Origin of the sequence: Prolixibacter denitrificans (assembly GCF_003014495.1) — a bacterium.
In the GTDB taxonomy this organism is placed as follows: Bacteria; Bacteroidota; Bacteroidia; order Bacteroidales; family Prolixibacteraceae; genus Prolixibacter; species Prolixibacter denitrificans.
On the sequence record NZ_PYGC01000009.1, the window covers coordinates 1 to 18,753 of the forward strand.

Here is an 18,753-nt window from a genome sequence, read left to right on the forward strand (position 1 = left end):
GTTTGATCGTGTTGTCATTAGCACCTTTAAGATACAAACCTTAAAGCGACAACAAAAACAAAGGCTGTCCAATTTTACTTTTTGGACAGCCTCTTCATTTGCAATCTATTGCAATGCTTATTTTATCAACTCGATACTGCGTTTTACAAAATTATTCAAATCACTACCTCGCAGCATGTTGTTGGCTAGCAGGGCCAGGTCGACCAATTGATTGGCCAGTTGATTATCTCGTCCAAAAGCTTCTAGTTTTGTTCGCTTGTCCGCTTCAAGAGAGGTAATCTTATCATCCAGCTCCTTCAGCTTGTCTTTTTCTTCCTGAGGAACTTCTTCATCTTTCCGGCCTTCTTTCAGCTTATCCAATGCCTCTTTCTCTTTTTGCTGATCAGCTATCTCGTTGTTTATCTTTTCCAGTTCTGAAGCCAGTACATCGTCTTTATCTGCCAACACTTTCTTCACCAGCGGATGACCAACATTCACAACCAGATTGTAGCTGTCGGGTAATTCGCCGTACATGCTCATTCCGGCCTGCATTTGCGACATATCTTTCATACGGCGCATAAACTCATTCTGGGTAATCACCATTGGGTTTGCCGTTTCGCCTAAATCTTCGAAATCGACAATGAAATTACCTTTCCCGTTAGGAACGATGGCCTGGAAAACCGGACTCAGCTCGTTCTTTTCTTCCAGACTGAGCTTTTCTTTATCATCATCAGCTTTCGGAATCAGTTTTTCCACCACATCAGCGTCCACGCGAACAAAACGCTTTTCAGGATACTTTTGCTCCAATGCATTCAGCAAGTGGGTTGACAACGGATCTTCCATCAGCAACACATCGTAGCCTTTTTCTTTCGCTGCTTCAATAAAACTGAACTGATCCTCGTGATGATTAGCATACAGGTAAACCATTTTGTTGTCCTTGTCGGTCTGGTTTTCCTTAATGAGGTTTTCATATTCTTCCCAGGTAAACTTCTTGCCTTCGGTATTTCCTAACAGGAAGAATTTCAGCGCACGCTCATAGAATTTCTCATCGGTGAGCATACCGTACTCGATGAAGAGCTTCAGATCATCCCACTTCTGTTCAAATTCTTCACGATTTTCCTTGAAGATTTCCTGTAAACGATCGGCTACTTTCTTCGTAATGTGACTGCTGATCTTCTTCACGTTCGAGTCGCTCTGCAGATACGAACGGGAAACGTTCAGCGGAATATCCGGAGAATCGAGTACACCATGCAAGAGTGTCAGGAATTCAGGAACAATCCCTTCCACCGAATCTGTCACGAATACCTGGTTGCTGTACAGCTGAATCTTGTTCTTCTGTACCTCAATAGTGTTCTTGATTTTCGGGAAATATAGAATACCGGTCAGATTGAAAGGATAATCCACGTTCAGGTGAATGTTGAACAGTGGCTCATCCGCCATGGGGTACAACTGATGGTAAAAATTGTGATAATCTTCTTCCTCCAGGTCAGCGGGCATACGGGTCCAGGCCGGAGACACATCGTTTATCTGGTTATTCTCGTCAGTCTCGACGTACTCTTCGCCTTTCCATTCTTTTTTCTTACCGAAAATGACCGGAATCGGAAGGAATTTACAGTACTTGTTCAACAGCTCTGAAATACGATTCTCATCCAGAAATTCCTTGGAATCTTCGTTGATGTACATCACAATGTCAGTACCGACTTCGTCCTTATCAACTTCTTCCATGGTATATTCCGGACTTCCGTTACAGCTCCATTTCACTGCTTTGGCTCCATCCTGGTGCGATTTAGTGATGACTTCCACCTTATCGGAAACCATGAACGAAGAATAGAATCCCAAACCGAAGTGACCAATAATGGCATTGGCATCGTTCTTATATTTTTCGAGGAATTCATTCGCTCCTGAGAAGGCAATCTGATTGATGTACTTGTTTACCTCCTCTTCGGTCATTCCAATACCGTTATCAGAAACGGTAATGGTTCCGGCGTCTTTATCGAGCTTGACCCGCACCTTCAAATCTTCGGCATTGCCACTGTAACTACCTACTGAGGCAAGCGTCTTCAGTTTTTGAGTCGCATCCACAGCGTTCGAAACAATCTCCCGAAGGAAAATGTCGTGATCGGAATAGAGAAATTTCTTAATAATCGGAAACAGGTTTTCACTGGTAACACCAATTCTTCCTTCCATTGTAATATTCTTTTAAGTTGATAATTTTTCGATTTACCATCACCCGGAAAATCAAAGGCTGTGCCAACCGACATTCGCTGACGAATTGACAGAATGACTCCGTTCAAAATGACAAATCAGGAAAGAATGGGAAGATGTTTTTGTTAGAAAGCGGCCAGTACGTCGGCGATGTGAAGCACTTTAACGGGCAGCTTTTGACGCTTGATATACCCCGATATATTCATCAGACAGGAAGCTTCGGTTGAAACAATGAATTCGGCTCCTGTTTTCAAAGCATTCTCCACCTTATTTTGCGTCATCACTGAAGAGATAGCCTTGTGTTTCACGGCAAACGTACCACCAAACCCGCAGCACTCGTGCGTTTCTTCCATCTCGACAAGCTCCAGTCCATCGACGTTTTGTAAAAGCTTACGAGGCTCTTCATGAATTCCATATCCGCGCAAAGCGGAACAGGCATCATGGTAAGTCACTTTATGGGAAAAAGACGCTCCAAAATCGACGACTCCCAAGTGATTGACCAGAAAATCGGTCAGTTCAATTACGTTTTCCTTACGGTGAATATACTCCTGGTGCTCTCCGGACATTTCATCAAACAGATCGGCAAATCCGTCACGCACATAACCCGAACAAGAGGCTCCGGGACTAACCACCGGACGTTTTCCACGAAAGTCTTTCAGAAATTTCCTTGCCAATGTCCGTGCTTCATCAAAATAACCGCTGTTATACGCCGGCTGTCCGCAACAGGTTTGCTCGGGGTTGTAGTGCACTTTGCAACCTGCCCGCTCCAAAACACGAATAGTGTTCCATACAGTTTTCGGATATAACTGATCGATGAAACAAGGAATAAACAAGTCGACTTCCATGGGAAAATTTTTGTCCAAATATACCATTATATATACGGAGCCATTTCACCCCAGCCGGAAAAATGAGTATTTCCGGCTACTGAGAAAGAAATTTATTAGGTGACATAAAACAGTAAAAGAGGGACAATCAACTGGTTAGCTACAAAAACAAAAAAGCCGGCTCAAAACTGAACCGGCTTTTTGCACGGGAGGAGCGACTCGAACGCCCGACACCTGGTTTTGGAGACCAGTGCTCTACCAACTGAGCTACACCCGTGGGTGGCGGAGAGAGAGGGATTCGAACCCCCGGTACCTCGCGGTACAACGGTTTTCAAGACCGCCGCATTCGACCACTCTGCCATCTCTCCGAGCGATTGCAAAAGTAGAAGTTTTTTCTTTCTGGCAAAAGTTTCTGCCCAAAAAATTAAGAGCATTATGAAGAAAAAAAGATAAAAAAAATTTTGTTTTTCGTCTCAATCTTTTCAATTTAGTGAAACCAAAATAATTAGGCTTATACAAGCTGATTTTACTGGTATTTGAGACAAATTTGCGGGGAATCATATGTTAAACAACACATTTAACATGGTTTGCTGTGAAAAATAATTAAAACTCTTTATATTAGGCACTAGCGTTAAAAAAAGTATTAAACGAATTTTATTTAACCTGTTGTTTCTAAACTTTCTGTACTATGAACAAAGCTCAATTAATTGATGCCATTGCTGCTGAAGCTGGCCTGACTAAAGCAGATGCTAAGAAAGCTCTTGATGCTTTCGTTAAAACCACAACTGATGCACTGAAGAAAAGTGATCGTGTTGCTCTGATAGGTTTTGGTTCATTTGCAACCACCGAACGTCCTGCACGTCAGGGTCGTAATCCTCAAACTGGTGCGACAATTAACATTCCTGCCAAGAAGATTGTAAAATTCAAAGCTGGTAGCGAATTGACTGACAGCGTTCAGTAAATAATGGCTGAAGAGATTATTGTAAAGGGAGCTCAGGCTCCCTTTTTTTATTGACATCCATGAGCAAAGAACTGATAAACTACCTTTCGGAATACATTACGCCTGAGCGTAAAGAACTTTTTGAAAAAGTCCTAAGTTCCAGAACCCGTTACCTTACCGTCGTTCTGGAAGATATTTACCAACCACAAAACGCCAGTGCCGTGTTACGCTCCTGCGACTGCTTCGGAATTCAGGACGTACATATTATAGAAAACAACAACCGTTTCCAGGTCAATCCGAATGTAACACTGGGATCGACCAAGTGGCTTAATCTTCATCACTATCGCGACCAGAAGCAGAATACGCTGGACTGCATTCATCAATTACGAGAGAAAGGCTACCGGATTGTAGCCACTTCGCCGCATGCAAACGATACGGATCTCGAGGATTTCGATTTGGAGAAGGGGAAAACCGCACTGATTTTCGGAACAGAACTAACCGGAATTTCGGAAGTCGTAGAAAAGAATGCTGACGAATTTCTAAAAATTCCCATGTTCGGTTTTACCGAAAGTTTCAATATCTCTGTTTCTGCGGCCATTGTACTACACCACCTGAATTTGCGCCTGCGGCAGAGCGACATCGATTACCTGTTCACAGAAGAAGAAAAAGACGAAATGCGTCTGGCCTGGCTACGAAAAACCATCAAAAGCTCGGCACTGATCGAGAAAAAATTCTTCGAAGATAAAAGCAGTGCCCTCTAACCTACTGATTAAATAACTTTTAGTTTTTGATAACTCTCTCGAAATCATTTGCTCGTATTTTTTCTATCTTTGAAACAAGATTAATGGGCTTATGAACTGTTTAATCGTAGATGACGACCGGGTTTGCAGGACCGTATTGGAGAAATACATCGATAGGACAAAACTCTTTGAAAAATATTTTTCTTTGGAAAGTGCTATAGACGCACTGAAACTCCTGCAAGAAGGCAAGGACAAAATTGATATTCTTTTTCTCGACATCGAAATGCCGGAGATGAATGGTATGGAATTACTGAGTGTGATGGATCATACTCCGCAGGTTATCATTGTCTCCTCCCGGGAAAAATATGCCTTAAACGCGTTTGAGTACGACGTCACCGATTACCTGTTAAAGCCGGTTACTTTTCCTCGTTTTATGCGTTCTGTCAATCGGGCCATTGCTAACATTCAGAAAGATGCAAAGGCTAATCAGGATGACCGGGAAGATATTTTCTCTGAAGACGAATGGGGAAAAGGAACCTTATGGATCAAAAACAACTCGAAACTTGATCCGGTCAATCCCGAAGATATTATTTACATCGAATCCATCGAGAACTACGCACAGTTTATCACTTTCGACGATAAGTATACAGTGCACTACACCTTAAAACTCCTCGATGAGAAACTCCCCAACAAATTATTTATCCGGATTCACCGTTCGTACATTGTGAATGTGAAACAGATTAAGCGCATTCGCGGAAATACACTCGAGGTGGAAACAAAAGATGGTACGCACTCACTGCCCTTTGGTAAGTCGTACCGCGACCCGCTTATCAAGCGACTTCACGTACTTAGTTCCAAACAATAGCACACACCGTTCAGGCTATCAGTCAGCCGAATGCAACCGTGGAGAACATTTTACATTGCTATATGTTTTCCATGCATAAGTACCCTATTAACGAGGATATCATCCCGATTTTAAAAGAAATTTTATGGTCATGAGTGACAATTTCAAGTTTTTCAGCGAAAAGTTTGCTGACTTAAAAATCCTTCGCTACCAGGTCGACGGATTCGAGCAACTGACTCTGGAACAGAAAAGACTAATATATTATCTCAGTCGCGCAGCTTTGGCTGGCCGCGATATTTTGTGGGATCAGAACAACGAGTACAATCTGCGCCTGCGTAAAGTACTTGAAACCATTTATCAAACATTCGATGGAGACCGTAAAACCAAAGAATTCAAACAGTTCGAAGTCTACTTAAAACGGATTTGGTTTTCCAACGGAATGCACCATCATTATTCGATGGACAAAATCCTACCCGATTTCTCACAAAAATATTTTCTCCATCTCATTGGGCGCTCCAACTGGTCTGATTTTGAACATCCTCAGAAACTGATACACGAATTACTCCCGATCATTTTCGACCCGGGACTGGAAAGCAAGCGGGTTTCGCTCGATTCATCGAAAGATTTGCTTTTGGAATCGGCCAATAACTTCTACAAAGATGTGACACAGGCCGAAGCTGAACTCTTTTATGCTCAGCTGAACAGCAATGCAAGTGAAAATCCGCCGTCGTTCGGATTAAACTCGAAACTGGTGATGGAGAACGGCGAGCTCGTCGAGAAAAAGTGGAAAGAGAACGGGTTGTATTCCGAAGCCATCCAGGAGATTGTCAAATGGTTACAAAAGGCACAGGAAGTTGCAGAATCACCGGCCCAAAAACGAAGCATCGCCAAGCTCATCATCTTTTACCAAACCGGTGATTTGAAGAGTTTTGACGAACACAGCATCGAATGGGTAAAGGATATTGAGAGCCAGGTCGATTTCGTGAACGGTTTCATTGAAGTATACGGCGATGCGCTGGGAATAAAAGGAAGCTGGGAGTCCATCGTGAATTTCAAAGACGAAGAAGCTACCCGACGTACTGAGATTATCAGCAACAACGCACAATGGTTTGAAGATCATTCTCCGGTTTCCACTGAGTTCAAGAAAGAAAAGGTGACAGGCGTTTCCGCCAAAGTAATTACGGTTGCGATGTTGGGAGGCGATTGTCATCCGGCTACTCCAATTGGAATCAATCTCCCTAATGCTGAATGGATTCGGGAGCAATACGGTTCTAAGTCGGTAACCATCGAAAATATTACCTACGCTTATCATCAGGCGTCGTTAGGAGATGGAATGTTGGAAGAGTTTTGCTGGGATAAAGAAGAAATCGAGCGTGCCCGTAAACACGGATATCTCGGGAACAATCTCCACACCGATTTGCACGAATGCCTTGGACACGGTTCCGGCCGGATGAAAAAGGGTGTGACTGTGGACGCGCTAAAGAACTACTATTCAACGCTCGAAGAAACCCGCGCCGATCTGTTTGCGCTCTATTTTATTATGGATCCCAAATTGGTGGAACTAGGATTGACTGAATCGGATGAAACCGCAAAAGCCGAATACGATGGCTACATCCGAAACGGGCTTCTGACTCAGCTGGTTAGAATCGAAACTGGCAAAGACCTGGAAGAATCGCATATGCGTAACCGCCAGCTGATTGCCCGATGGGTGTACGATAAGGGAAGCTCGGAAAATGTGATTGAACGCAAAGAGCGTAACGATAAAACCTTCTTTGTTATCAATGATTACCAGCGCTTGCGCGAACTTTTCGGTGAATTGCTGAAGGAGGTTCAGCGCATCAAATCAGAAGGCGATTACGAAGCGGGAAAAGCATTGGTTGAAAACTATGGCGTAAAAGTTATTCGTGATTTGCACGACGAAGTGCTGGAACGCTACAAGAAGCTAAATCTCGCTCCTTACGCCGGTTTCCTGAATCCGGATTACGAGGTAATTGAAGAAGATGGTGAAATTAAAGACATCAGAATTTCGTACCCGGAAAACTTTGCAAAACAGATGCTTGATTACTCCAAACATCACAGTTTTTTGCCGATCGTCAACTAACTGTTCGATGTAAAAAAATAAAAAAGCCGCATATCCTCAGAAGTTATGCGGCTTTTTCTTTGCAGACAGGAATATTAAAAATTCTGCATAGCATGCAACTTTTTATAGATACCATCAGCAGCAATCAGCTCGTCATGCGTACCACGCTCCACAATTTCGCCATTTTGGAACACACAAATCAAATCGGCATTCTTGATGGTCGATAAGCGGTGAGCAACAACGATGGATGTCCTGTTTTTCATCAAGTTATCCAAGGCCTCCTGAACGAGTTTTTCTGATTCGGTATCCAAAGCTGATGTGGCTTCATCCAAAATCATGATTGGCGGATTCTTCAAAACGGCCCGTGCTATGGAAATACGTTGACGCTGTCCGCCTGAAAGTTTTCCTCCCCGATCGCCAATATTCGATTGATACCCATCCGGAGTATTCATGATGAAATCATGCGCGTTCGCCACTTTTGCGGCGTTCATTACATCCTCTTCAGTCGCATTGTCCACGCCAAAAGCGATGTTATTGAAGAAACTATCGTTGAAAAGAATCGGTTCCTGGTTCACATTTCCCATCAGGCTTCGTAAATCGGTAATATCCAAATCACGAATATCGATTCCGTCAACTTTGATCTGTCCCTCTTTCACGTCGTAGAAACGTGGAAGAAGATCGACGAAAGTTGATTTTCCTGAACCCGATTGTCCGACCAGTGCAACCGTTTTTCCTTTTTCAATTTCCAGATTCACCTTCTTCAGCACATTGTCCTCTTTGTAGCGGAAAGTCACGTCCTGATAAGCAATTCGATCTTTGAATTCTGACACTCGCTTAGCGTCTTCCCGGTTACGGATACTATTTTGTGCGTTCAATACCATATCCACCCGCTCCATAGAAGCAAGTCCTTTTTGAACCGAATAAAGCGCTGTAGAAAAGGCCTTTGCAGGATTGATGATACTATAGAAGAACACCAGGTAAGTGATAAATCCCTGGGCACTCAATCCGCCCTGATGATGAAGTACCAAACGACCGCCGTACCACAGAACAATGACAATAACGAGCGTTCCAAGAAACTCACTCATGGGATGAGCGAGGTAGCGACGCCACATCAGTTTATTCATGATACTGTAATACTGGTGGTTTTCACCTTCGAAACGCTGAGACACCTTTTTCTCAGCATTAAAAGCTTTGATGATACGTAATCCGGACAGCGATTCTTCAATCGTCGATAGCAACTCGCCCATCTTGTTCTGCCCGCTCATCGACGGCTTTTTCAGGCTTTTTCCAACACGGCCAATAAAATAACCAACTACCGGCAGCAGCAAAAAGACAAAAATGGTCAGCGACCACGACATGGTAATCATCACAATCAGAGAAATGACGATCAGAATGGGATTCTTGAACAACATTTCCAGGGAGTTCATGATAGAATTCTCAATCTCCTGCACATCACCGGTCATACGCGCGATAATATCTCCCTTTCGTTCCTCGGTAAAGAAGCCGATAGGAAGAGAAAGTATTTTGTGATATATCTGATTCCGGATATCGCGAACAACACCGTTACGAATCGGCACCATCATGAAACTGGCGAGATAAGTAAAACCAACCTTCAGCAACACGGCAATCACCATGAACCCGCCGATGTAAACCAGCGCCGAATCCCGACCATGCATTTCGATAACTTTGCTGATATGATAAAAGAAGTTCTGCTTGATACTATCGAGGGTAAACGCCCACTCAACCGGATGATTCACCATCTTTTGAGTACCAAACAACACGCCCAGTACCGGACTGATAGCCGCAAAAGAAAACGCTCCAAAAATTGCCCCCAACAAGTTGAAAACCACATTCAAAATCACGTAAACCTTGTAAGGAGGAATATATCGACCAAGAAGTTTAAAAAGACCTTTCATTGCTAAATGATTTCAGTTCCGAAACAGAACGACACTTTTCTCGATACAAACAATCTATTTTATGCCGCTCACCTGTTTCTCACTACATAAATAAAAACCACAATCCGCCTGTAATATGCCCGGACTTTGCGCTCCAAAAGTAGCAAAACTTTCAGGAACAGGAATTCAGATTAAAAATTAAGAAAGGACACCTGTGGAGGTATCCTTTCGCTTAAGTGAAAATATTTTATCAGATGAGAATTCCGGTATAGTTCTGCGGCGTAATTTGCTTCAGCTCAGCCTTCACTTTCTCATCAACGTTCAATGTTTCGACAAATTCGTGAATCGATTCGCGATTGATTTTCTGGTTCACACGCGTCAATTCTTTCAATGCTTCATACGGATTCGGATATCCCTCACGACGCAAAATCGTTTGAATTGCTTCAGCAACCACCGCCCAGTTTTCTTCCAGATCGTCCTCAATCGCTTCCATATTGATCAGCAATTTATCGAGCCCTTTTAAAGTCGATTTAAGAGCGATAACCGTGTGAGCAATCGGAACACCAATATTCCGTAAAACCGTCGAGTCGGTCAGGTCACGCTGCAAGCGAGAAATCGGTAGCTTTGCTGAAAGATGCTCGAAGACAGCGTTCGCAATTCCCAAGTTTCCTTCTGAATTTTCAAAGTCGATGGGGTTCACTTTATGCGGCATAGCCGAAGAACCAACCTCTCCTTTTTTGATCTTCTGCTTGAAATAGTTCATGGAGATATAAGTCCACATATCGCGATCCAAATCCAGAAGAATGGTATTGATGCGTTTCAGGTTATCGAAAATCGCACCGTAATTATCGTAGTGAGCAATCTGGGTGGTTACCTGCGACCGCTCAAGTCCCAGCGAATTTTGCACAAAGTTGTTGGCAAAATCCGCCCATTCAATCTCGGGGTAAGCTACAAAATGTGCATTGAAATTACCTGTAGCCCCACCGAACTTAGCATAGCAGGGGATTCCTTTCAGCAACTCCACCTGCACATTTAACCGCTCGATGAAAACTTTCAGCTCTTTTCCCAAACGGGTTGGCGAAGCAGGCTGTCCGTGTGTGCGGGCCAGCATTGGGATTTCCTCCCACGCCAGTGACAACTCTTCGAGCTTCGACACCACCTCATCAAAAATTGGGATGTACACATTCTGAATCGCATCGCGGATGGAACACGGAACAGCGGTATTATTGATATCCTGCGATGTCAATCCGAAATGAATAAACTCTTTGAACACCTCCAGGCCAAGTTCGTCGAACTTCTCTTTCACAAAATACTCCACCGCCTTCACATCATGATTCGTCACCTTTTCGGTGTCTTTAATGTGCTGCGCATCTTCCAACGAAAAATCCTCATAAATGGCACGCAACTTTTCTTTCAGCGAACCATCGAACGATTTCAATTGTGGTAACGGAATTTCGGTCAGTGAAATAAAATATTCAACTTCCACGAAGACCCGGTATTTAATCAAGGCAAACTCCGAAAAGTATTCGTCCAATTCCTCAACTTTTCCACGGTAACGACCGTCGATAGGTGAAATAGCGGTAAGTGTTTGCAGATCCATAAAGCGATTTAAATTCAGATTAATAACCGATGCAAAATTAATAAATTCCGCCTTAGCCTAATGGAAACGACTACATTAACAATCTTCCTCATCCTTTATTAATGTTCTTTTTTTCAACTGAATCACCATCTCCATTCTCAAATACCAAACTCACAGCGACCTAAACTATTCAAGTAAGGAAAACAGCAAGCATTAAATTTGAGTTAATGATAAATCGACCAGCCAAAGTAAATCAGATAATATCATCCGGAATGGTAAAATATCAGGAATCGATCCCAATATTTTTCATATTTTTAGCAGCAATTTTGGAGAACTACAACAATGAAAAAAGTCAAAATATCCGCCGTCTCCTACCTAAACACTAAACCTTTTATTTACGGACTGGAACACTCGGGGTTTGTCAACGAAATTGAGCTTTCGCTGGACATGCCTTCTCTTTGTGCGTCCAAGCTCATCGAGGACAAAGTCGATGTAGGTTTGGTACCGGTAGCCGTTATTCCGAAAATTCAGGGAGCTGAAATTATTTCAAACTACTGTATTGGTGCCCGCGGACCTGTTCGCACAGTTGTCCTGGTAAGCGAAGTTCCGCTGGAAGATGTTGATACCATCATCCTCGATTACCAATCGAGAACCTCTGTGATGCTGGCGCGTGTATTGGCCCGGTTCTTCTGGAAGAAAGAGGTAAAATGGCTGAAAGGTGAGCCGGGATATCATATCCGCGACATCAAAGGGAAAACGGCCGGCGTGGTTATAGGCGACCGGGTTTTTGAAATTGACGGGCACTATCCGCACGTTTACGATTTAAGCCAGGAATGGGCCAATTACACCGGACTCGATTTTGTATTTGCCTGCTGGACAGCCAACAAGCCGCTTCCCGAGGAATTCAAAAAAGCTCTCAATGAAGCACTGGCAGTCGGCATCGACAACATGCCCGATGTCATTCAGGAAATTGCCCCTCAATATCCGGATTATAACCTGGCGGAATATTACAGCCGCGATATCAGTTATCCGTTGGATGAATCCAAGCGAAAGGGACTGGAATTATTTTGGAATTATGCCGAAAAATTGGAATCTTAGGTAAACGAATTCCTGCCATTTCCTGATACAGAAAAGTAAGAAGGCAAAGCGGTTTTCGTGTAAACTAATGAATACTGCAGATGAAAATCAGACTCCTTACCTTGCTGATACTATTGCTGGCTTATTTCCCGTCGAAAGCTGACGACGCCGACTCATTGTCAACCAACAGTCCCAAAGTGGTACTGAGGTTTAATATCGATGAGAATATCGCTCCGGCGGTCTGGCGTAAAACCAAACAGGCTTTCGCCGAAGCGGATTCGCTTGATGCCAGCCTGATTGTCATACACCTGAATACATACGGCGGAACAGTTTTGGATGCCGATTCGATCCGGACCAAAATTCTGAATTCCAAGATACCGGTTTATGCATTTGTCGATAACAATGCTGCATCAGCAGGTGCGCTTATTGCACTTTCGTGCGATAGTGTATACATGCGCGAAGGTGCGAACATGGGAGCAGCCACCGTGGTCAACCAGACCGGCCAGGCCATGCCCGACAAATACCAGAGTTACATGCGCTCCATTATGCGGGCAACCGCCGAAGCGCACGGTAAAGACACAATCATTTCAGGTCAGGATACCATCGTTAAATGGCGGCGCGATCCCAAAATCGCTGAAGCCATGGTCGACCAGAGCCTTTACATTCCGGGCATAATCGATACCGGAAAAGTACTGACGATGACTCCTACCGAGGCCATTAAATACGGTTTCTGCGAAGGCATGGTGAGCAATATTCAACAAGTGATTGATAAAGCCCATCTGGGAAACTATGTCATCAAAGAATATAAGCCTACCGTTCTGGAAGAGTTCATTGGTTTCCTGGTACATCCGATGGTCTCCGGAATTTTGATTTTGGCGATTCTCGGAGGTATCTACTTCGAATTGCAGACTCCCGGAATTGGATTTCCGCTCGGAGTTGCTGTTTTTGCAGCCCTTCTATATTTCGCACCGCTTTACCTGGAAGGCCTGGCCGCCAACTGGGAAATTCTCCTGTTCATTATCGGCTTGATTCTCATTGCCGTCGAAATATTTATCATACCCGGCTTCGGTGTAGCCGGGATTCTGGGGATTATTTTTGCCATGGGCGGATTAATCCTCAGCATGGTTGGCAACGATAAACTCAATTTCGAAGGAGTTTCTGCGGAAGCGTTAACACGAGCCGTAGTAACAGTGCTGGGAGCCTTTATCGTCGTTTTCTTCTTTGCGCTTTACGCGACCAAAATCATTTTTGCTGCTCATGGTGGTCCGTTCAGAAACCTGGCATTAAATACGGCTGAGAACAGAGACGAAGGTTTTGTGGGAGTCGATGCCGGCACCGGTCTGATGATTGGCAAAACTGGGGTAGCTGTCACGGTTCTGCGGCCTGCCGGTAAGGTTCAGGTAGAAAACGATATTTACGATGCCCGTGCCGAATCCGGCTTTATCGAACGGGGAGAAAAAGTTAAAGTAATCCAATACCAGGCCGGTCAATTGCACGTTGTCCGGAAAAAATAAGACACAATACTTCATTAAAAACAAAAGCGCAATCTCTTTCCTAAGAAAAACGATTGCGCTTTTTACATTTCGGCTATTGTGTTACTCATTATTCTTCCTGAACCGGAATCAAACTAACCCGATGAATATTGGCAGGATCGCTGTAATCGTACTGGCTAAAACCATCGTTACCTATCACAAACAAATATCCGTTTACCGGAATGGCATCCCGCGCCTGAATATCCTTGAAGTGGCCAATCTGATTTAATCCAATGTGTTTCTTATTGGCCGCGTCATAGATTTTCAGTCCATCCGAACCGTCGCATACAAACAACATATCATCATCAATTCCCAAACCATATGGTTCAGTCATTTCTACAATCGAAATTCTGGTCGGATTGGTAATATCAGATATATCCAGAACATGTAACTCATTTACTTCGCTTCCGCAACGCGTGCCTCCTCTCAGGGTATAAAAAGCATAATCCCCTTGAATAACCACCGGGTCGCAGCTGGTAACATGTTCGAATAATCCCATCTCCGTCAAGTCACCCGCTTCATTTATCTGATAAATGGTCACGCTACGGTTTCCTCCGACAAAAAGCAAATCATTGTAAATACTCACCGTTTCCGGATCGGGAATTGAGTAAGCGCCGAGGTCCTGCATCGCTGTATTGTCCGACACATCAAAATGCTTCAGTTTATAATCAGAAAGCGCATACAGATAATCACCATACAGGCCAAAACAAGCCAACGAACCAGCTACACCAAAAGTCGCAGCGCCATTGGCGGAACCTCCCGTTATTCCACTATTTGTAGCGGCAGCATAATCACCGTTGGTCAGTTCATACCAGGATGGGTGAACCGGATAATAGTTCGATGTTTCCGGTATTTCTTCGTGAATCGTTTTCTTCTTCCAGCCGACCACCACACCTTTGGTTTGATCAACCGAACCAATTCTTGCCCCCTCTTCGTAAGATGGAATAGTATAGGGAAAAACAGCCGTCAGGCGGCTCAGTTCTTTCACATTCTGCAAATCGGCAATATCGATAGCCACCAGGTCGGTATAACTATCGGCAAATAATGTCTGGTTTCGAATCGCCATATCGATAGTTCCCGGAATCTCAATAAAAGTGACTTCCTCCGGATTTGCAGGATCACTATTATCAAAAACATGAATTCCCTCCATGTATTCGTTCACGAAAATGTAGTTATCCTTAAAATAAATTTTCCCGGGGTGTTTCAGCGGAACAGGTGTTTCATTTACGACTGCCGAACGCAAATCTTCGTAGGACATATATTCCGGTTCGAGCACGGTGTATTCCACCGCGAATTTATCCTTACATCCATCCGAAATCAAAGCAAAGAGGATGATTAAGGGAAAGATTATTTTTTTCATAGCGGTTAGGTTTTTTCTGTCTGAAAGATGCACGAAACAGATTTTTGGTTGCGTTGAAAAGGGGACGCAACCTTATGTAGGATAGCCTCCGTCTATCCAGTAAATGACAAACCTAACTAGCAATGAAAAGAATTGGCCTCCTATTAATCGCTTGCTTTTTTATCTCCCACCTGACAGCGCAAAACGTAAAAATCGTTTCCGAAGGAATTACGCTTGATACCCTGAACGGAAGGGTGATGAAAGTTAGAAAAGGTCGTGTGTTGCGAATCGCCGACGGCGAAAATAAATTCTACCTGATTTCGAAAGACGGAAAATCGTGGCTCCCGGGAAGCAGCCTGGTATTGAAGAATAAAGATGGTTCACAAATCGAGCTAGCCGAGATCAGCCGGCCTGAAATATCCAGTTTCCAAAAAGGCTACTTTGGCACCGTGCAAGCCGGAATTCTATTGGGAAACAGAGACGAAGAACACGAAGCTCCTTTTAGCTTTAGCATTTTGCAAGGGTACAGGTTAAATTCCTGGTTTGCTCCGGGATTTGAGACAGGAATCGATTTCTTCGATGACGGTGTTATGCCTTTGCATGCGACAGCCAGTTTCTTCTTTTCAACCGAACAGTTTACCCCAATCATTACCTTAAAAGGCGGCTGGAGTGTTCCGCTGGCGCGTGAAAAAGACGTAGCGACCTACACCCCTTACTATTCTGATTTTTATACCCCAAACTCTTACTACGCTCCCCTAAAGCTGAAAACAAGAGGAGGAATCAGTCTCAACCCGGAGTTTTCCATCATGCGCATGATGAACAATGACATGGGCTGGATTTTCAGTTGCGGCTATCGTTTCCAACGACTCACCTACCAACAGGGAGAAGAAGGCGACACCAACTACTACAAAAAGAACAGGGATATCAACAGGCTATCGTTACGAATCGGCCTCCTTTTCAGATAACCATAAAAAAGCCGGAATCGATTTGAATTCCGGCTCTTTTTTACTGCCAATACAGTTATTTAATCTGAAAATCAAACATCTGCTTGTCGCCAATGAAACCTTCCAGTCGATCGCCGATAGCTACGGGACCAACTCCTGAGGGGGTTCCGGTATAAATCAAATCCCCCATTTTCAAAGTCATGAATTGGGAAACGTAGGCGATAATCTTGTCAATATTGAACAGCATGTCCGATGAATTCCCATCCTGAACCACTTCGCCATTCTTCTTCATCGAAAAAGCAATATTGTTCACATCACCTAACTCTGATTTAGCAATAAACTCATTGCTCAGCACTGCCGACGAATCAAAGCCTTTGGCCTTTTCCCATGGCAAACCTTTCGCTTTACATTCGCGCTGAATATCACGGGCCGTGAAATCCACACCCAAGCCAATTTCATCGTAATAACGATGAGCGAATTTCTCCTGGATGTTCTTTCCCAGCCGTCCTATTTTCACCACCAACTCTACTTCATGGTGTATTTCGTTGGAAAAATCAGGGATATAAAACGGTCGGTTCCGAAGCAAAAGTGCTGAATCCGGTTTCATGAAATAGACCGGTTCGGTAGGAACTTCATTCTTCAGTTCTTTGGCGTGTTCCGAATAATTCCGGCCAATGCAAATGATTTTCATATGTCTTTATCGATTTAGCTAATTCTGAGATCAACCATTGTTGCTGAATGCACGCAAACGAATAGCTGTCAATACTTTCTTCGTATACAACGGAAACTCTCCATTCAACATCCAACCGTAATACCCCGGCTCTTCTTTCAACACCTGCTCAACCGGTTTTCCCTTGTGCTTGCCAAAATTGAAGACCTCAACGCCATCGCTGTTATAAACGATACGACCGGCGAAGTCCACATTCCTATCGAAGGAAGAGAATTCCGACAATTTATCCACATCATTCACCAGCGGATTGAATTTCTTTCCTCTGGCCTCAGCTTCTTCTGCAGAGTAGCGATCGAGCTGCGATTTCAGAACCTCATAAGTCGCCACTGTATCGACCATAGCGCTGTGAGCATTCTCCAGCTCCTTGTTGCAGTAGAACTCGTAGGCTGCACCCAACGTGCGTTTCTCCATCTTGTGGAAAATAGTCTGCACATCAATAAACTTCCTCTTTTTCAAATCGATGTCCACTTCTGCCCGCAGGAATTCTTCCGAAAGCAACGGAATATCGAACCGGTTGGAGTTGAACCCGGCTAAATCGCAACCTTCCAGGAAACTTGCCAGCGTTTTCGCTACTTCCTTAAACGTGGGCGCATCCTTCACGTCTTCATCTTTGATTCCATGAATTGCCGAAGACTGAGCCGGAATGGGCATTTCCGGATTGATCAACATCAGTTTCTCGTCCTGTTTTCCGCCAGGAAAGATTTTAAGCAATGCGATTTCAACGATCCGGTCGGTGACAATATTGATACCGGTAGTTTCCAAATCAAGAAACACCAGTGGATTTTTCAAATTCAGTTCCATAAAAATACAAGTAACAAAAAACCTAACAGAAGCGGGATTCTGTCAGGTTTAGCTATGATTATTTTAATAAAAATTCTTTTCTACGCATTGATCATCATCGGCATCAGAAGCATTAATACATCTTCTTCTTCGATTTCTTTCTCTGCAGGAAGTAAAATTCCGGCTCTTGTTGGATCGGAAAGTTCCACCATCACTTCCGTAGAAGACAAATTGGAAAGAATTTCGAGCAGGAAGGTCGATTTAAAGCCAATCTCCATCTCCTGTCCTTCGTACTGACATTTGATGCGCTCGACGGCCGAAATGGCAAAGTCGACATCCTGTGCTGAAACTACCATTTCGGTAGATGTCAAAGCTAATTTCACCAGGTTACTAGCCTGATTCGAAAAGACCGAAACCCGTTTCAGTGTATTGTAAAATTCAACCCTATCAACTGTCAGTCGGTTCGGATTATTCACCGGAATAACTGAATTGTAGGCCGGATAATTTCCTTCCACCAGGCGGCAAACTACTTTGAAACCGGTCAAACTGAAGAAAGCATTCTTATCATCGAACGCCAGCTTCACATCAAAATCTTCGCGTGGCAGCAAATTTTTCAACAACGAAGCCGGCTTTTTCGGAAGAATAAACGACGACTGAACATCAGCACGGGCATCGCTTCGTTTGTAGCGAACCAGCTTGTGCGCATCGGATGCCACAAACGTCAGGTCATCTTCCGACAATTCGATATAAACACCATTCATCACCGGACGCAACTCGTCGTCAGCGGTAGCAAACAGCGTTTTATTGATTCCGCTCAGCAGCACATCGTGGGGCATGCTGAGGCTGGTAGCTCCGTCTCCCAACTCAGGAAGTTGCGGAAAATCAGTACCATTTTGCCCGACAATCGAGAATTTACCGTTTTCGGAAAGAATTTCCACTGCCATGGTATCCATGTCAATATTGAAGGTCAGCGGTTGCTCTGGGAACTCTTTCAGGGTATCAATCAAAATCTTAGCCGGGATAGCAATACTTCCGTCTCCCTCTGTATTTTCCAGCGAAAGCGTTGTAATAAGCGTTGTTTCCAAATCGGAAGCAGTAACCGTTAGGGTATTGCCCTCGAGTTGAAAAAGGAAATTATCGAGGATAGGCAAGGTATTTTTATTGCTGATGACCCTGCTGATTGCATTAAGATGCCTCAGTAATTCGGTACTCGAAACGACAAATCTCATGGGTAGTTATTCTTAGTTTTTAAACGATTCTCAATT

At 43.9% G+C, this 18,753-nt stretch carries 15 protein-coding genes and 2 tRNA genes; 7 read left to right on the forward strand and 10 right to left on the reverse strand.

The features are described from left to right. Nucleotides 1-117 precede the first annotated feature (117 nt). The 4 genes from htpG to CLV93_RS15295 all read right to left on the reverse strand — a co-directional run bounded on the left by htpG (nt 118) and on the right by CLV93_RS15295 (nt 3,376). On the reverse strand, nt 118-2,166 hold the full coding sequence (gene htpG, locus CLV93_RS15280; protein WP_106543087.1) for a molecular chaperone HtpG: 2,049 nt from the start codon (nt 2,164-2,166) through the stop codon (nt 118-120). A 143-nt stretch (nt 2,167-2,309) separates the two neighbouring features. Continuing rightward, nucleotides 2,310-3,029, reverse strand: coding sequence for a (Fe-S)-binding protein (locus CLV93_RS15285; RefSeq protein ID WP_106543206.1), 720 nt, complete (start codon nt 3,027-3,029; stop codon nt 2,310-2,312). Nucleotides 3,030-3,212: 183 nt separating this feature from the next. Continuing rightward, nucleotides 3,213-3,285, reverse strand: a tRNA-Trp gene (locus tag CLV93_RS15290). 3 nt (nt 3,286-3,288) lie between these two features. Further along, nucleotides 3,289-3,376, reverse strand: a tRNA-Ser gene (locus CLV93_RS15295). Between the two features lie 320 nt (nt 3,377-3,696). Between CLV93_RS15295 and CLV93_RS15300 the strand changes: the two genes are divergently transcribed. From CLV93_RS15300 to CLV93_RS15315, 4 genes are all read left to right on the forward strand, one after another. Beyond that, the gene (locus CLV93_RS15300; RefSeq protein WP_025864360.1) at nt 3,697-3,969 is read left to right on the forward strand and encodes an HU family DNA-binding protein; all 273 of its coding nucleotides are present in this window, start codon (nt 3,697-3,699) and stop codon (nt 3,967-3,969) included. 59 nt (nt 3,970-4,028) lie between these two features. Further along, nucleotides 4,029-4,709 carry a TrmH family RNA methyltransferase gene (locus CLV93_RS15305; protein ID WP_106543088.1) on the forward strand — a complete coding sequence of 227 codons (681 nt, stop codon included), beginning with the start codon at nt 4,029-4,031 and terminating at the stop codon, nt 4,707-4,709. 91 nt (nt 4,710-4,800) lie between these two features. Next, nucleotides 4,801-5,553, forward strand: coding sequence for a LytR/AlgR family response regulator transcription factor (locus tag CLV93_RS15310; RefSeq protein WP_106543089.1), 753 nt, complete (start codon nt 4,801-4,803; stop codon nt 5,551-5,553). Between the two features lie 130 nt (nt 5,554-5,683). Further along, nucleotides 5,684-7,633 carry a dipeptidyl peptidase 3 gene (locus CLV93_RS15315; protein WP_246187204.1) on the forward strand — a complete coding sequence of 650 codons (1,950 nt, stop codon included), beginning with the start codon at nt 5,684-5,686 and terminating at the stop codon, nt 7,631-7,633. 74 nt (nt 7,634-7,707) lie between these two features. Here CLV93_RS15315 and CLV93_RS15320 read toward each other — a convergent pair whose 3' ends face one another. After that, nucleotides 7,708-9,528 carry an ABC transporter ATP-binding protein gene (locus CLV93_RS15320; protein WP_106543091.1) on the reverse strand — a complete coding sequence of 607 codons (1,821 nt, stop codon included), beginning with the start codon at nt 9,526-9,528 and terminating at the stop codon, nt 7,708-7,710. 229 nt (nt 9,529-9,757) lie between these two features. After that, complete coding sequence (gene purB / locus CLV93_RS15325) at nt 9,758-11,107, reverse strand: adenylosuccinate lyase (protein ID WP_106543092.1); 1,350 nt, start codon at nt 11,105-11,107, stop codon at nt 9,758-9,760. 321 nt (nt 11,108-11,428) lie between these two features. On the opposite strand from purB, the gene CLV93_RS15330 reads away from it, so the two are divergent. Together CLV93_RS15330 and CLV93_RS15335 are read left to right on the forward strand one after the other, a co-directional pair. After that, complete coding sequence (locus tag CLV93_RS15330) at nt 11,429-12,184, forward strand: menaquinone biosynthetic enzyme MqnA/MqnD family protein (protein ID WP_106543093.1); 756 nt, start codon at nt 11,429-11,431, stop codon at nt 12,182-12,184. Nucleotides 12,185-12,264: 80 nt separating this feature from the next. Then, nucleotides 12,265-13,677: an NfeD family protein gene (locus tag CLV93_RS15335; RefSeq protein WP_106543094.1), complete on the forward strand. Its 1,413-nt coding sequence runs from the start codon at nt 12,265-12,267 to the stop codon at nt 13,675-13,677. Between the two features lie 88 nt (nt 13,678-13,765). Here the strand turns inward: CLV93_RS15335 and CLV93_RS15340 are convergent, their stop codons facing one another. Beyond that, the gene (locus tag CLV93_RS15340; protein ID WP_106543095.1) at nt 13,766-15,055 is read right to left on the reverse strand and encodes an LVIVD repeat-containing protein; all 1,290 of its coding nucleotides are present in this window, start codon (nt 15,053-15,055) and stop codon (nt 13,766-13,768) included. A gap of 122 nt (nt 15,056-15,177) precedes the next feature. On the opposite strand from CLV93_RS15340, the gene CLV93_RS15345 reads away from it, so the two are divergent. Beyond that, on the forward strand, nt 15,178-15,999 hold the full coding sequence (locus tag CLV93_RS15345) for a hypothetical protein (protein WP_106543096.1): 822 nt from the start codon (nt 15,178-15,180) through the stop codon (nt 15,997-15,999). A gap of 55 nt (nt 16,000-16,054) precedes the next feature. Here the strand turns inward: CLV93_RS15345 and CLV93_RS15350 are convergent, their stop codons facing one another. The 3 genes from CLV93_RS15350 to dnaN all read right to left on the reverse strand — a co-directional run bounded on the left by CLV93_RS15350 (nt 16,055) and on the right by dnaN (nt 18,717). Continuing rightward, a complete protein-coding gene (locus tag CLV93_RS15350) occupies nt 16,055-16,669 on the reverse strand; it encodes a fumarylacetoacetate hydrolase family protein (protein WP_106543097.1) in 615 nt (204 codons plus the stop codon). Between the two features lie 30 nt (nt 16,670-16,699). After that, nucleotides 16,700-17,509 (reverse strand): 3'-5' exonuclease, encoded by an 810-nt coding sequence (locus CLV93_RS15355; RefSeq protein WP_106543098.1) that lies wholly within the window; start codon nt 17,507-17,509, stop codon nt 16,700-16,702. An 80-nt stretch (nt 17,510-17,589) separates the two neighbouring features. Next, nucleotides 17,590-18,717, reverse strand: a complete 1,128-nt coding sequence (dnaN, locus tag CLV93_RS15360; protein ID WP_106543099.1) for a DNA polymerase III subunit beta — start codon at nt 18,715-18,717, stop codon at nt 17,590-17,592. Between the last annotated feature and the right edge of the window lie 36 nt (nt 18,718-18,753).

Excerpts from the sequence above, each read along its gene's own strand:
- htpG (WP_106543087.1), bottom strand. The coding sequence starts at position 2,166 with ATGGAAGGAAGAATTGGTGTTACCAGTGAAAACCTGTTTCCGATTATT.
- CLV93_RS15285 (WP_106543206.1), bottom strand. The coding sequence starts at position 3,029 with ATGGAAGTCGACTTGTTTATTCCTTGTTTCATCGATCAGTTATATCCG.
- CLV93_RS15300 (WP_025864360.1), top strand. The coding sequence starts at position 3,697 with ATGAACAAAGCTCAATTAATTGATGCCATTGCTGCTGAAGCTGGCCTG.
- CLV93_RS15305 (WP_106543088.1), top strand. The coding sequence starts at position 4,029 with ATGAGCAAAGAACTGATAAACTACCTTTCGGAATACATTACGCCTGAG.
- CLV93_RS15310 (WP_106543089.1), top strand. The coding sequence starts at position 4,801 with ATGAACTGTTTAATCGTAGATGACGACCGGGTTTGCAGGACCGTATTG.
- CLV93_RS15315 (WP_246187204.1), top strand. The coding sequence starts at position 5,684 with ATGAGTGACAATTTCAAGTTTTTCAGCGAAAAGTTTGCTGACTTAAAA.
- CLV93_RS15320 (WP_106543091.1), bottom strand. The coding sequence starts at position 9,528 with ATGAAAGGTCTTTTTAAACTTCTTGGTCGATATATTCCTCCTTACAAG.
- purB (WP_106543092.1), bottom strand. The coding sequence starts at position 11,107 with ATGGATCTGCAAACACTTACCGCTATTTCACCTATCGACGGTCGTTAC.
- CLV93_RS15330 (WP_106543093.1), top strand. The coding sequence starts at position 11,429 with ATGAAAAAAGTCAAAATATCCGCCGTCTCCTACCTAAACACTAAACCT.
- CLV93_RS15335 (WP_106543094.1), top strand. The coding sequence starts at position 12,265 with ATGAAAATCAGACTCCTTACCTTGCTGATACTATTGCTGGCTTATTTC.
- CLV93_RS15340 (WP_106543095.1), bottom strand. The coding sequence starts at position 15,055 with ATGAAAAAAATAATCTTTCCCTTAATCATCCTCTTTGCTTTGATTTCG.
- CLV93_RS15345 (WP_106543096.1), top strand. The coding sequence starts at position 15,178 with ATGAAAAGAATTGGCCTCCTATTAATCGCTTGCTTTTTTATCTCCCAC.
- CLV93_RS15350 (WP_106543097.1), bottom strand. The coding sequence starts at position 16,669 with ATGAAAATCATTTGCATTGGCCGGAATTATTCGGAACACGCCAAAGAA.
- CLV93_RS15355 (WP_106543098.1), bottom strand. The coding sequence starts at position 17,509 with ATGGAACTGAATTTGAAAAATCCACTGGTGTTTCTTGATTTGGAAACT.
- dnaN (WP_106543099.1), bottom strand. The coding sequence starts at position 18,717 with ATGAGATTTGTCGTTTCGAGTACCGAATTACTGAGGCATCTTAATGCA.